The sequence below is a fragment of the Yersinia sp. KBS0713 genome, from assembly GCF_005937895.2.
Lineage (GTDB): Bacteria > Pseudomonadota > Gammaproteobacteria > Enterobacterales > Enterobacteriaceae > Yersinia > Yersinia bercovieri.
This window is the reverse complement of the sequence record NZ_CP042173.1, coordinates 320633-334640: the sequence shown is the minus strand read 5'-3', so window position 1 is coordinate 334640 and position 14008 is coordinate 320633. Positions and strand designations below refer to the sequence as shown.

The window sequence follows — 14008 nt, the reverse complement described above, 5'->3', positions numbered from 1 at the left end:
TGACTCATCGGATGAGCGTTTTTGTGGGTTTTCATGCATAATTGAAAAACGAAAATGAATTCCATAAAAATGAAGATGAGGCTGATTTATGGCGTTACCGATTCCAATTAAGCGGGGCAAGAAACCCAAGGCAGCCGCACAAACAGCTCCCGCAGCAACCGGTCAGGTTCAGTCACTGACACGCGGGCTTAAATTATTGGAATATATTTCCGAAGCGCAAGGAAGTGTGGCACTGACGGATTTGGCACAGCAAGCGGGTTTACCGAACTCAACCACTCATCGATTGCTGACGACCATGCAACAGCAGGGTTTTGTCCGTCAGGTGGGGGATTTAGGGCTTTGGACCATGGGTTCCCATGCTTTTATTGTCGGCAGTAGTTTTTTGCAGAGCCGTAATTTGTTGGCAATGGTTCACCCGATGCTGCGCCGTTTGATGGATGAATCCGGCGAGACGGTGAATCTGGCGGTGCTGGATCACAGTGATTATCAGGCAATTATTATCGATCAGGTGCAGTGCACCGCGCTGATGCGAATGTCCGCACCTATTGGCGGTAAGCTGCCCATGCATGCCTCCGGAGCGGGTAAAGCCTTTCTCTCCACCCTGAGCGACGATCAACTGGTGCAGCTGTTACATAAAAAAGGGTTGCACGCCTACACTCAGCATACCCGCACCAATCCGGCCAGTTTGAAGGAGAATTTGGCGCTGATCCGCAAGCAAGGGTATTCGTTTGATGATGAAGAACATGCCCTCGGCCTGCGTTGTATCGCCGCCTGCCTGTTCGATGAACACCACGAAGCCTTCGCCGCGATCTCCATCTCCGGCCCGGTATCGCGCATCACCGACGATCGCGTCACCGAACTTGGCGCACTGGTCATCCACGCCGCGAAAGAGATAACCCAATCCTACGGCGGCGGGAGTCGCGGTTAGGATAATGAAAAATAAAGTTAAATCCTGTCGGTCGGTGAGAACAGGCAGATCGTAAAGACGCCGTAAATACTTCCCTGTAGGCTCGAGCCGCGCCGTCCTGGCGCGGACGCTTTACTCTTCTACCCGCCCTCACCGCTCTGGATCGCGTTACTCTCAGCAGCGATTTTTACCCCCAATCAAGGCGTAGCGAGCGAAAGGAGTTTGGGTGCGCCCTGCGCGCAGTAGCCGTCAAGAGATCACCCGCTGGGAGAAGCGCTGCTTGCGTCGATAAGCAAAAACATCCTCCACATACCCATCCCGAATTCGCGCCTGCAACCCACGCCAATAACTGGCGTGGAACAGGTCACTGTGTACCTCCTCAAAAAAGTGTCTTATTTTCAAGTCGGTACATAAGAAGTGGCGGAACTCTTCGGGGAACACATCATTGGGTGACACGCTGTACCACGGCTCACTCGCCATCTCATCTTCTGGATAACGCGGAGGGGGGATGTCGCGGAAATTCACCTCGGTCATATAGCAAATTTCATCATAATCGTAGAACACCACGCGCCCATGGCGGGTCACGCCGAAGTTCTTAAATAGCATGTCGCCGGGGAAGATATTGGCCGCAGCCAGCTGTTTGATGGCATTACCATACTCTTCGATAGCATCCTTCAACTGCTGATCATTCGCCTGCTCCATATAGATATTCAGTGGCGTCATTCGCCGCTCCATATACAGGTGCTTAATGATGATTTGATCGCCTAAATCTTCCAATTTCTCCGGCACTTCCCGCTGTAGCTCAGCTAACAGTTCAGGGCTAATGCGGTGCTTATCGATCACAAAATTTTCATACTCTTGGGTGTCAGCCATGCGCCCGACACGATCGTGCTCTTTAACCAGTTGGTAGCACTCTAAAACCCGCGCCTGAGTGACCTCTTTTTGCGGGGCAAACTGATCTTTGATCACCTTAAACACCCGATCAAATGAGGGTAAAGTGAAGACCAGCATCACCATGCCTTTGACCCCCGGCGCAATAATAAACTGCTCACTAGATTGATGGACGAAAGTGAGATATTCACGATAGCTTTCGGTTTTACCATGTTTCTGGCAGCCAATCGCCATATACAGCTCAGCCGTCGATTTACCCGGTAAGATCTCCCGTAGCCATTCGACCATGGCCGCAGGCAGTGGCGCGTAAACCATAAAGTAAGAGCGAGCAAAGCCAAACACGATGCTGGCCTCGGCCTTGCTGGTCAGACAGGTATCGATAAATAGCGCGCCTGATTCATTGTGATGAATAGGCAGCAGGAATGGGAAGATCCCCTCCGGTAGTCGCAGTTTGCCCACTAACCACGCGGCTTTGTTGCGATAAAATAGCTCATTGGCGATTTGAAACTGGGCATCGACAAGTTGCTTATCAGTAAAGTTCTGCCGCAGGGCCGCCGCAATATAGTCGATATCTCGTGGCAAGTTCTCCCACGGTAACCGCAGCGGCAAGTCATTGAGCACCATCTGTAACATGCCGCTCAAATCCCCCTTGGGAGCAAAGTCGCGGGCTAAAGGGCGTGGGATCTCACGAAAGCGCCGCTCCGGTTGTGAGCTGAAAACAAACAGCTTATCCGGCGTTAAATCGCGGTGTTTGAATAAGCGGCAGTAAACTGAATTAAAAAAACTTTCCGCGATTTCAAAGCGCGGGTAATCCGGTAACAGCTCGGTATAGATCTCTTTGACCCGCGCCAGAAAGGCGGCATCAAAATGGCGTTGGTCGGTGATGTGCTTGAGCTGTTCAACCACTAATCCCACGTGGTGGTCATAGAGATGAATACGTTTTTTCATCGCCTGCTGTACCGCATGCCAATCTGCTTGCTCAAAACGGTGCTGGGCGCTGGCGGTCACCTCAAGAAAACGGCCATATTGTGCATCGAATCCCTGCAAAATTGTCTGAGCGATTAATTGTTCTAATTTTACCGCCATGCTCACCCCCTGCCATACGGAACAGAGCCTGCATAAGCAGGCTCCTGATAAAACATAAACTCATCAATCAGTTGCTTAGAACTGCTGCTCTTCCGTCGAGCCAGTCAGTGCTGTGACGGAGGACTCGCCGCCCTGAATGATATTGGTGACTTTATCAAAGTAGCCAGTACCCACTTCTTGCTGATGGGAGGCAAAGGTGTAGCCGCGTTCAACGGAGGCAAATTCCGGCTGCTGCACTTTCTCCACATAGTGCTTCATGCCCTCACCTTGCGCGTAGGCGTGGGCCAGGTCGAACATGTTGAACCACATGCTGTGGATACCCGCCAACGTAATAAATTGATATTTATAGCCCATCGCGGAGAGATCCTCCTGGAAGCTGGCGATTTGTTGGTCAGTCAGGTTCTTCTTCCAGTTAAATGATGGCGAGCAGTTATAAGCCAATAATTTACCAGGGAATTTAGCGTGAACCGCATCGGCAAAACGTTTCGCCAGCGCCAAGTCCGGCGTCGAGGTTTCACACCACACCAAATCGGCATAAGGGGCATAGGCCAGACCACGGCTGATGGCTTGCTCGATACCCGCATGAGTGCGGAAGAAACCTTCAGCAGTGCGGTCGCCGGTAATAAATTCGCTGTCATAAGGGTCGCAATCGGAGGTCAGCAAATCCGCCGCATCAGCATCAGTGCGCGCAATCAGCAGCGTTGGCACGCCGAGCACGTCGGCGGCTAAGCGGGCAGCAACCAGCTTCTGAATCGCCTCCTGTGTGGGCACCAAGACTTTGCCGCCCATATGCCCGCATTTCTTCACCGCCGCCAATTGATCCTCAAAGTGAACGCCAGCCGCACCGGCTTCAATCATCGCTTTCATCAATTCAAACGCATTCAATACGCCGCCAAAACCCGCTTCAGCATCTGCCACAATCGGCAGGAAATAGTCGGTATAGCCTTTGTTGCCCGGCTCAATATTATTCGACCACTGAATCTGATCCGCGCGACGGAAACTGTTATTAATGCGTTTCACCACCGCTGGCACCGAGTCGACCGGATAGAGTGACTGGTCCGGATACATGCTGGACGCAGTATTGGCATCGGCAGCAACCTGCCAGCCCGACAGATAAATCGCCTCGACACCGGCTTTTGCCTGTTGTAATGCCTGACCGCCCGTTAGCGCCCCCAGACAGTTGATGTAACCTTTACGTGATTCGCCGTGTAGCAACGCCCACAATTTTTTCGCGCCATGCTGCGCCAGTGTGCATTCCGGGTTAACTGAGCCGCGCAGTTTGATCACTTCTTCAGCGCTATAGGGGCGGGTGATCCCCTTCCAGCGCGGTGATTTCCATTCCTGTTCCAACTGCTGAATTTGTTGAGTACGAGAGGTCGTCATGGCGATATTCCTTATTACTTAATTTTGTAGGGTTAAATAGGGCGTTATACCCAAAGTTATTGGAGTTGCAGGTAGGCAGCAAGCGAGCGCATCCCGATGAGCTGACACTAGTCAGTGATTCGGGTAAGTGAACGCAGCTAACACCGCTGCAGCTTCAAGGACAAAGGGTATCAGGCGAGTAATGCATAGCCCGGTAGTGTCAGGAAGTCGATAAGCTCGTCTTGTGTTGTAATTCGCTCCATCAGACGAGCGGCTTCTTCAAACCGCCCACCATCAAAACGTTCTGCGCCAAGTTCAAGCTTCACTACCTGCATTTCTTCACTCAACATGCTGCGGAACAGCGCTTTCGTCACCGTCTGACCATTGCTCAGGCTTTTCTGGTGATGAATCCATTGCCAGATAGAAGTTCGGGAGATCTCAGCCGTGGCGGCATCTTCCATCAGGCCATAAATCGGTACACAGCCATTGCCTGATATCCATGCTTCGATGTATTGCACCGCGACGCGGATATTGGCCCGCATCCCCTCTTCGGTGCGATCGCCAGTGCAAGGCTCCAGCAATTCAGCGGCAGTGATCGGCTGGTCTTGCGCGCGGCTCACCTCTAATTGATTTGGCCGATCACCCAGAACTTTGTTAAAGACCTCCATCACGGTATCGGCCAGACCTGGGTGTGCGACCCATGTTCCATCATGGCCGTTGCTCGCTTCCAGCTCTTTGTCCGCGCGAACTTTATCCAATACCAGCGCATTTTTTTCTGGATCTTTATTCGGGATAAAGGCCGCCATCCCCCCCATCGCCAGCGCACCACGCTTATGGCAGGTCTTAATCAGTAAGCGAGAGTAGGCACTCAGGAAAGGTTTAGTCATGGTGACCGACTGACGATCGGGCAGCACACGATCACTGTGATTTTTCAGCGTTTTGATATAGCTGAAGATATAGTCCCAACGGCCACAATTCAGAGCAACAATGTGGTGGCGCAGGTGGTAGAGGATCTCATCCATCTGGAATACCGCTGGCAAGGTTTCGATTAAGACCGTGGCCTTAATGGTGCCCTGTGGTAGATCGAAACGCTGTTCGGTAAAGCTGAAAACATCACTCCACCAAGCCGCTTCCTGATAGGACTGCATCTTTGGTAGATAGAAATAGGGGCCGCTGCCATTAGCGAGCAATAACTTATAGTTATGGTAGAAATACAACGCGAAATCAAATAAGCCACCGGGGATATCTTCCCCCTGCCACTTAACATGTTTTTCTGGTAAATGCAGGCCACGAACCCGGGCAATTAACACCGCTGGATTGGGTTTTAACTGATAAATCTTGCCGGACTCATTCGCATACGAGATGGTGCCTTTGACCGCATCGTGCAAATTAATCTGACCTTCAATGACCTTATCCCAGCTGGGTGCCAGCGAATCTTCAAAATCGGCCATAAAGACTTTCACATTTGCATTGAGGGCATTAATCACCATTTTGCGCTCAACCGGCCCGGTGATTTCAACGCGACGATCACGTAAGTCCGCAGGAATGCCCTGAATTTTCCAGTCACCATCACGAATGGAATTGGTTTCCGAAATAAAATCAGGCAACGCGCCCTGGTCAATCGCTTGTTGCCAGGAGGCCCGCGCAGCAAGGAGTTTGCTACGCGGCTGCGCAAACTTAGCCACTAATTCAGCCAAAAATTCGATAGCTTCATCAGGCAAAACCTGCCGCTCAGCACTGCTAAAATGCTGGGTGAAAACTAACTCCGTGCCGACTATCTGTTGTGTCATTACCCTTCCCCTTACCCATCTCACGATGTTCACATCAACGCTAACACAGCGTCACTCTTGGACTCTTATCGGGAAATACGCTTCGACTGTAATATTGAAGGCTGAATTTCATGGTCATTTTTCACCCCGACAGCACTAAGAATAATCAATTAATTATTAAAATCAAAAACGATTTCCATTTTTACTTAAAATATTTTTTTAATCTTTATTTATCATATCGTTAACATATAAGTGTAAGGTGAATGGATAGGAAGTCGCTTCCATTAACCTAATTTTGGTGAGATAACTTATTGTTTATCAAAGAGATCAGACCAGTCAACAGAGGGGTGAGTGGCACGAATCAGGAGGGGAAACAGACAGGCGGCTTCGATTCAGCCGCTATTATTTTCATTTGAGGGCGGGGAGAAACTAATCGAGGGTCGGGTTCATACGACGCAAATCAAACGGGGTGATTTGGTAAACGTAGTAGTTCAGCCAATTCGCAAACAGCAGATGCCCATGACTACGCCATGAAGCTTTTGGTGGCAAAGTCGCATCGTCGTGAGGGAAATAATTCAGTGGAACTTGCGGGTTAAGACCTGCGGCCACGTCACGCTGATACTCTCCTGCCAGCGTATCAACATCATATTCAGGATGCCCGGTCACAAAAGCCACCCGCTTATCTTTGCTGGCAAACAGATATGCACCCGCCTCTTCCGATGAGACTAATATGTCCAGATCACTATATTGCTGAAGCACCTCAAGCGGGAAATCAGCATAACGGGAATGGGGGGCGAGGAAGGTCTCGTCAAAGCCGCGTGTTAATAGCGCCAGAGGTTCCCGAGTTTGGTGCTGATAAATACCGGAGAGTTTGACCTCGCGGGTCATCTTAGGGATGCCGTACAAGATATTTAACGCCGCCTGTACCGCCCAGCATACAAATAGGGTTGAGGTAACATGATCTTTTGCCCAGGCAATAATACGTTCGATCTGCGGCCAGTAGGCGACATCGCAGAAATCGACCAACCCCAGTGGCGCACCAGTAACGATCAGCCCATCGAAGTTTTGATCCTGGATATCCTCAAAGTCACAATAGAAGTTGTTCAGGTGCTCGGCAGGGGTATTTTTTGATTCGCGGCTATCAACCCGCAGCAATTGAATATCGATCTGTAAAGGTGAGTTAGAGAGTAAACGCAGGAATTGATTTTCCGTCTCAATTTTTTTAGGCATCAGATTCAAAACCAACACCTTCAGGGGACGAATTTCCTGAGTTTTCGCACGTGATGAGGTCATGACAAAAACATTCTCATTGCGTAAGAAACTCACAGCCGGTAATTCATCAGGAACCCGAATTGGCATGCCTATATCCTCAATATATCCGTTTATACGTTTAGACTTCTAGATGCCTGAAGATAGCGGGTTTTAGATGAAAAGTCGAGCGTTCTGCCACAACCTGAAAATGTTTCACTGCGGTGGTGACAATATCGGTGCCCAGTAAAACAGTTAGCTTGATTTTGTCAGTGGTTAAAACGCAAAAATTGACGTATTTATAGCGGGTTGATGCAATTAACAAAGCACTAGTGGCAGGAAAAACCGGCGGATAGAGTCAGCGGAATTTGTCAGCAGTCTGCGTTATACAGCCACGATACTGCTCACCATAGCTGCTAGTGGTTTCTATTTTTTGGATAGCAGAAAAGCAAAAAACCCACGCTTTTGGCATGGGGTCTTTGCTTGATTTGATACCTGGCAGTGTCCTACTCTCGCATGGGGAGACCCCACACTACCATCGGCGCTACGGCGTTTCACTTCTGAGTTCGGCATGGGGTCAGGTGGGACCACCGCGCTATTGCCGCCAGGTAAATTCTTTTCTACAACTACCGAACTTTTAAACCCATGTAACTGGTGCTGATACCCAGAGTCGAACTGGGGACCTCACCCTTACCAAGGGTGCGCTCTACCAACTGAGCCATATCAGCACGCTAAATTTGATGCCTGGCAGTGTCCTACTCTCGCATGGGGAGACCCCACACTACCATCGGCGCTACGGCGTTTCACTTCTGAGTTCGGCATGGGATCAGGTGGGACCACCGCGCTATGGCCGCCAGGCAAATTCTGTTTTAACTCACCCGCTTCACAATAATATATCGTGCAGCCAGTCAGTCCAATCTCGGAACTTCGCTGAAAATCTCTCTCTCAAACCACCAAAACACCTTTGGTGTTGTAAGGTTAAGCCTCACGGATCATTAGTACTGGTTAGCTCAATGCATCGCTGCACTTACACACCCAGCCTATCAACGTCATAGTCTTTAACGTTCCTTCAGGGGGCTTAAAGCCCCAGGGAAGACTCATCTCGAGGCAAGTTTCCCGCTTAGATGCTTTCAGCGGTTATCTCTTCCGAATTTAGCTACCGGGCAATGCCATTGGCATGACAACCCGAACACCAGTGATTCGTCCACTCCGGTCCTCTCGTACTAGGAGCAGCCCCTCTCAATCTTCCAACGCCCACGGCAGATAGGGACCGAACTGTCTCACGACGTTCTAAACCCAGCTCGCGTACCACTTTAAATGGCGAACAGCCATACCCTTGGGACCTACTTCAGCCCCAGGATGTGATGAGCCGACATCGAGGTGCCAAACACCGCCGTCGATATGAACTCTTGGGCGGTATCAGCCTGTTATCCCCGGAGTACCTTTTATCCGTTGAGCGATGGCCCTTCCATTCAGAACCACCGGATCACTAAGACCTACTTTCGTACCTGCTCGAGCCGTCACTCTCGCAGTCAAGCTAGCTTATGCCTTTGCACTAACCTCACGATGTCCGACCGTGATTAGCTAACCTTCGTGCTCCTCCGTTACTCTTTGGGAGGAGACCGCCCCAGTCAAACTACCCACCAGACACTGTCCTCACCCCAGATTATGGGGCCGAGTTAGAACATCAAACATTAAAGGGTGGTATTTCAAGGTTGGCTCCATGCAGACTGGCGTCCACACTTCAATGCCTCCCACCTATCCTACACATCAAGGCTCAATGTTCAGTGTCAAGCTATAGTAAAGGTTCACGGGGTCTTTCCGTCTTGCCGCGGGTACACTGCATCTTCACAGCGAGTTCAATTTCACTGAGTCTCGGGTGGAGACAGCCTGGCCATCATTACGCCATTCGTGCAGGTCGGAACTTACCCGACAAGGAATTTCGCTACCTTAGGACCGTTATAGTTACGGCCGCCGTTTACTGGGGCTTCGATCAAGAGCTTCGCCTTGCGGCTGACCCCATCAATTAACCTTCCAGCACCGGGCAGGCGTCACACCGTATACGTCCACTTTCGTGTTTGCACAGTGCTGTGTTTTTATTAAACAGTTGCAGCCAGCTGGTATCTGCGACTGGCTTCAGCTCCGAGAGCAAGTCTCTTCACCTAGCGCCAGCGTGCCTTCTCCCGAAGTTACGGCACCATTTTGCCTAGTTCCTTCACCCGAGTTCTCTCAAGCGCCTGAGTATTCTCTACCTGACCACCTGTGTCGGTTTGGGGTACGATTTAATGTTACCTGATGCTTAGAGGCTTTTCCTGGAAGCTTGGCATCAACTACTTCACCACCGTAGTGGCTCGTCATCACACCTCAGCGTTGATAAGCAACCGGATTTACCTGGTCACTCCGCCTACATGCTTAAACCGGGACAACCGTCGCCCGGCTAGCCTAGCCTTCTCCGTCCCCCCTTCGCAGTAACACCAAGTACAGGAATATTAACCTGTTTCCCATCGACTACGCTTTTCAGCCTCGCCTTAGGGGTCGACTCACCCTGCCCCGATTAACGTTGGACAGGAACCCTTGGTCTTCCGGCGTGCGGGTTTTTCACCCGCATTATCGTTACTTATGTCAGCATTCGCACTTCTGATACCTCCAGCAACCCTCACAGGTCACCTTCAACGGCTTACAGAACGCTCCCCTACCCAACGAACGTATCCCTAAGCCAACTCGACTTTATTGGACGCATTGACGTCGCTGTGCTCCGTCAATCATTATCCACATCATCAAATTGTCTTGGGTGATACGTTCGCTGCCGCAGCTTCGGTGCATGGTTTAGCCCCGTTACATCTTCCGCGCAGGCCGACTCGACCAGTGAGCTATTACGCTTTCTTTAAATGATGGCTGCTTCTAAGCCAACATCCTGGCTGTCTGTGCCTTCCCACATCGTTTCCCACTTAACCATGACTTTGGGACCTTAGCTGGCGGTCTGGGTTGTTTCCCTCTTCACGACGGACGTTAGCACCCGCCGTGTGTCTCCCGTGATAACATTCTTCGGTATTCGGAGTTTGCATCGGTTTGGTAAGTCGGGATGACCCCCTAGCCGAAACAGTGCTCTACCCCCGAAGATGAGTCACGAGGCGCTACCTAAATAGCTTTCGGGGAGAACCAGCTATCTCCCGGTTTGATTGGCCTTTCACCCCCAGCCACAAGTCATCCGCTAATTTTTCAACATTAGTCGGTTCGGTCCTCCAGTTAGTGTTACCCAACCTTCAACCTGCCCATGGCTAGATCACCGGGTTTCGGGTCTATACCTTGCAACTAGACGCCCAGTTAAGACTCGGTTTCCCTACGGCTCCCCTATTCGGTTAACCTTGCTACAAAATATAAGTCGCTGACCCATTATACAAAAGGTACGCAGTCACACCACGAAGGTGCTCCCACTGCTTGTACGTACACGGTTTCAGGTTCTATTTCACTCCCCTCGCCGGGGTTCTTTTCGCCTTTCCCTCACGGTACTGGTTCACTATCGGTCAGTCAGGAGTATTTAGCCTTGGAGGATGGTCCCCCCATATTCAGACAGGATGTCACGTGTCCCGCCCTACTCATCGAGTTCACAGAATATGCATTTTTGTGTACGGGACTATCACCCTGTACCGTGCGACTTTCCAGACGCTTCCACTAACACATAAACTGATTCAGACTCTGGGCTCTTCCCCGTTCGCTCGCCGCTACTGGGGGAATCTCGGTTGATTTCTTTTCCTCGGGGTACTTAGATGTTTCAGTTCCCCCGGTTCGCCTTGCATGGCTATGTATTCACCATGCAATAGTGCAACGAATTGCACTGGGTTTCCCCATTCGGGTATCGTCGGTTGTAACGCTTCATATCAGCTTACCGACGCTTTTCGCAGATTAGCACGCCCTTCATCGCCTCTGACTGCCTAGGCATCCACCGTGTACGCTTAGTCGCTTAACCTCACAACCCGAAGGTGTCTTTGCAGACCCTTTGCGTTGCGATTATTTGAGAGACTCTAATACAGGCTACTCCTTATCTCAGTACATCTACGGAGAGATAAGTTTCAGCTGTATTGTTTCAATTTTCAGCTTGTTCCAGATTGTTAAAGAGCAATATCTTAAACACGACTCGTTAAAGTCATCTTTAAGTTATTTTTTAGTTCATAAAGAACCGGTTGATAATGTCTTTCACACATTATCGGATTGGCGTCCCCAAGGGGATTCGAACCCCTGTTACAGCCGTGAAAGGGCAGTGTCCTAGGCCTCTAGACGATGGGGACACGAAATTTGACTCTCGAAGCACTGCTTCGAGAATTTCGTGTAGAGGCGAGAATTTGCCTGCAAATCCGAGCGACTGATGCAGTCAACACTCGATTTTGCGGTGCGCGTCTCACCCATCTACAGCAGGTTACCTTGCTCATTACATTCATCAGACAATCTGTGTGGACACTGCGCAATGCGTATCGTGAGGTAAGGAGGTGATCCAACCGCAGGTTCCCCTACGGTTACCTTGTTACGACTTCACCCCAGTCATGAATCACAAAGTGGTAAGCGCCCTCCCGAAGGTTAAGCTACCTACTTCTTTTGCAACCCACTCCCATGGTGTGACGGGCGGTGTGTACAAGGCCCGGGAACGTATTCACCGTAGCATTCTGATCTACGATTACTAGCGATTCCGACTTCATGGAGTCGAGTTGCAGACTCCAATCCGGACTACGACAGACTTTATGTGGTCCGCTTGCTCTCGCGAGTTCGCTTCACTTTGTATCTGCCATTGTAGCACGTGTGTAGCCCTACTCGTAAGGGCCATGATGACTTGACGTCATCCCCACCTTCCTCCGGTTTGTCACCGGCAGTCTCCCTTGAGTTCCCACCATTACGTGCTGGCAACAAAGGATAAGGGTTGCGCTCGTTGCGGGACTTAACCCAACATTTCACAACACGAGCTGACGACAGCCATGCAGCACCTGTCTCACAGTTCCCGAAGGCACCGAAGCATCTCTGCTAAGTTCTGTGGATGTCAAGAGTAGGTAAGGTTCTTCGCGTTGCATCGAATTAAACCACATGCTCCACCGCTTGTGCGGGCCCCCGTCAATTCATTTGAGTTTTAACCTTGCGGCCGTACTCCCCAGGCGGTCGACTTAACGCGTTAGCTCCGGAAGCCACGCCTCAAGGGCACAACCTCCAAGTCGACATCGTTTACAGCGTGGACTACCAGGGTATCTAATCCTGTTTGCTCCCCACGCTTTCGCACCTGAGCGTCAGTCTTTGTCCAGGGGGCCGCCTTCGCCACCGGTATTCCTCCAGATCTCTACGCATTTCACCGCTACACCTGGAATTCTACCCCCCTCTACAAGACTCTAGCTTGCCAGTTTCAAATGCAGTTCCCACGTTAAGCGCGGGGATTTCACATCTGACTTAACAAACCGCCTGCGTGCGCTTTACGCCCAGTAATTCCGATTAACGCTTGCACCCTCCGTATTACCGCGGCTGCTGGCACGGAGTTAGCCGGTGCTTCTTCTGCGAGTAACGTCAATCAATCGTGCTATTAACACGACTGCCTTCCTCCTCGCTGAAAGTGCTTTACAACCCGAAGGCCTTCTTCACACACGCGGCATGGCTGCATCAGGCTTGCGCCCATTGTGCAATATTCCCCACTGCTGCCTCCCGTAGGAGTCTGGACCGTGTCTCAGTTCCAGTGTGGCTGGTCATCCTCTCAGACCAGCTAGGGATCGTCGCCTAGGTGAGCCATTACCCCACCTACTAGCTAATCCCATCTGGGTTCATCCGATGGCGTGAGGCCCGAAGGTCCCCCACTTTGCTCTTACGAGGTCATGCGGTATTAGCTACCGTTTCCAGTAGTTATCCCCCTCCATCAGGCAGATCCCCAGACATTACTCACCCGTCCGCCGCTCGCCGGCGAAGTAGTAAACTACTTCCCGCTGCCGCTCGACTTGCATGTGTTAGGCCTGCCGCCAGCGTTCAATCTGAGCCATGATCAAACTCTTCAATTTAAGATTTGTTTGATTTGCTACCGAAGTAGCGATGCTCAAAGATTACTTTCTGCAAATATGCATTCGAACCGAAGTTCAAATGTGTACTGCTTTGGTCACTCTTCAAGACTTTGATATTGCTTCTGCCTGCCGAAACAGGCTTCGATATCGTCTTGCGAGTGCCCACACAGATTGTCTGATAAATTGTTAAAGAGCAGTGAGTTAGCAACCTTCCGGTCAGTAACTCGAGGTGCGCATATTACGCTTTCCTCACTCAGAGTCAACTACTTATTTCGTTGAATTTCTCTGTTCTCTTTGCCGGTCACTTAACTACTTGATTCGTTGTGTGCCGTCTCGATGGATGCGCATTATAGGGAGTTCCGCGCAGGCCGCAACTGCTAATTTCAATAAAAATGATCGTTTGCTGCATTCCACAGCAAAACCCCGCTTTATACCCTGTTGTGCACAAACTTATCCACAGATGTGATCTGAACTGAAAATTGACGAGCATCACGCAATCGTTTTCGCTACAATTCCCCGCGTCGAAATTGCAGAGCGGTATTCATCAAATATCGCCTTTGCGGATCGATTTTTATCAAAATAGTGCCAGTCAGGCCCAAATTAAGCGGGTTTTTCCGTTTATCCTAGCCAGCAAGGCTCTAACGACAGGCTGGCAGTCCTCTTTTCGGGACGTTATCTGAATCTGTTCCTCTATATAGAGAGAAGTACCAGGTAGAGATTCACGT

The 14008-nt window shown here is 50.6% G+C and carries 5 protein-coding genes, 2 tRNA genes and 4 rRNA genes; 1 reads left to right on the top strand and 10 read right to left on the bottom strand.

Annotated elements, in window-relative coordinates:
- Positions 1-88 precede the first annotated feature (88 nt).
- The gene (iclR, locus tag FFE93_RS01560) at positions 89-928 is read left to right on the top strand and encodes a glyoxylate bypass operon transcriptional repressor IclR (protein ID WP_005271210.1); all 840 of its coding nucleotides are present in this window, start codon (positions 89-91) and stop codon (positions 926-928) included.
- Positions 929-1156: 228 nt separating this feature from the next.
- Here iclR and aceK read toward each other — a convergent pair whose 3' ends face one another.
- From aceK to FFE93_RS01505, 10 genes are all read right to left on the bottom strand, one after another.
- The gene (aceK, locus tag FFE93_RS01555) at positions 1157-2884 is read right to left on the bottom strand and encodes a bifunctional isocitrate dehydrogenase kinase/phosphatase (protein ID WP_032896580.1); all 1728 of its coding nucleotides are present in this window, start codon (positions 2882-2884) and stop codon (positions 1157-1159) included.
- A 75-nt stretch (positions 2885-2959) separates the two neighbouring features.
- Positions 2960-4267 carry an isocitrate lyase gene (gene aceA / locus FFE93_RS01550; RefSeq protein WP_005271204.1) on the bottom strand — a complete coding sequence of 436 codons (1308 nt, stop codon included), beginning with the start codon at positions 4265-4267 and terminating at the stop codon, positions 2960-2962.
- Between the two features lie 170 nt (positions 4268-4437).
- Positions 4438-6036: a malate synthase A gene (aceB, locus tag FFE93_RS01540; protein ID WP_049602617.1), complete on the bottom strand. Its 1599-nt coding sequence runs from the start codon at positions 6034-6036 to the stop codon at positions 4438-4440.
- A gap of 408 nt (positions 6037-6444) precedes the next feature.
- A complete protein-coding gene (gene metA, locus FFE93_RS01535) occupies positions 6445-7374 on the bottom strand; it encodes a homoserine O-succinyltransferase (RefSeq protein ID WP_005271201.1) in 930 nt (309 codons plus the stop codon).
- 382 nt (positions 7375-7756) lie between these two features.
- Positions 7757-7872: ribosomal RNA gene (gene rrf, locus FFE93_RS01530) — 5S ribosomal RNA — on the bottom strand.
- Between the two features lie 43 nt (positions 7873-7915).
- A tRNA-Thr gene (locus tag FFE93_RS01525) sits at positions 7916-7991 on the bottom strand.
- A gap of 14 nt (positions 7992-8005) precedes the next feature.
- A 5S ribosomal RNA gene (gene rrf / locus FFE93_RS01520) occupies positions 8006-8121 on the bottom strand.
- A 116-nt stretch (positions 8122-8237) separates the two neighbouring features.
- A 23S ribosomal RNA gene (locus FFE93_RS01515) occupies positions 8238-11230 on the bottom strand.
- A gap of 243 nt (positions 11231-11473) precedes the next feature.
- Positions 11474-11549: transfer RNA gene (locus FFE93_RS01510), tRNA-Glu, on the bottom strand.
- Positions 11550-11740: 191 nt separating this feature from the next.
- Positions 11741-13283: ribosomal RNA gene (locus tag FFE93_RS01505) — 16S ribosomal RNA — on the bottom strand.
- Together the 16S, 23S and 5S rRNA genes with 2 tRNA genes alongside form the textbook arrangement of a ribosomal RNA operon.
- Positions 13284-14008: the final 725 nt, after the last annotated feature.

What these genes read in the sequence shown, in the direction of transcription:
- aceB (WP_049602617.1), bottom strand. Translation starts at nt 6,036, where the DNA reads ATGACACAACAGATAGTCGGCACGGAGTTAGTTTTCACCCAGCATTTT.
- iclR (WP_005271210.1), top strand. Translation starts at nt 89, where the DNA reads ATGGCGTTACCGATTCCAATTAAGCGGGGCAAGAAACCCAAGGCAGCC.
- aceK (WP_032896580.1), bottom strand. Translation starts at nt 2,884, where the DNA reads ATGGCGGTAAAATTAGAACAATTAATCGCTCAGACAATTTTGCAGGGA.
- aceA (WP_005271204.1), bottom strand. Translation starts at nt 4,267, where the DNA reads ATGACGACCTCTCGTACTCAACAAATTCAGCAGTTGGAACAGGAATGG.
- metA (WP_005271201.1), bottom strand. Translation starts at nt 7,374, where the DNA reads ATGCCAATTCGGGTTCCTGATGAATTACCGGCTGTGAGTTTCTTACGC.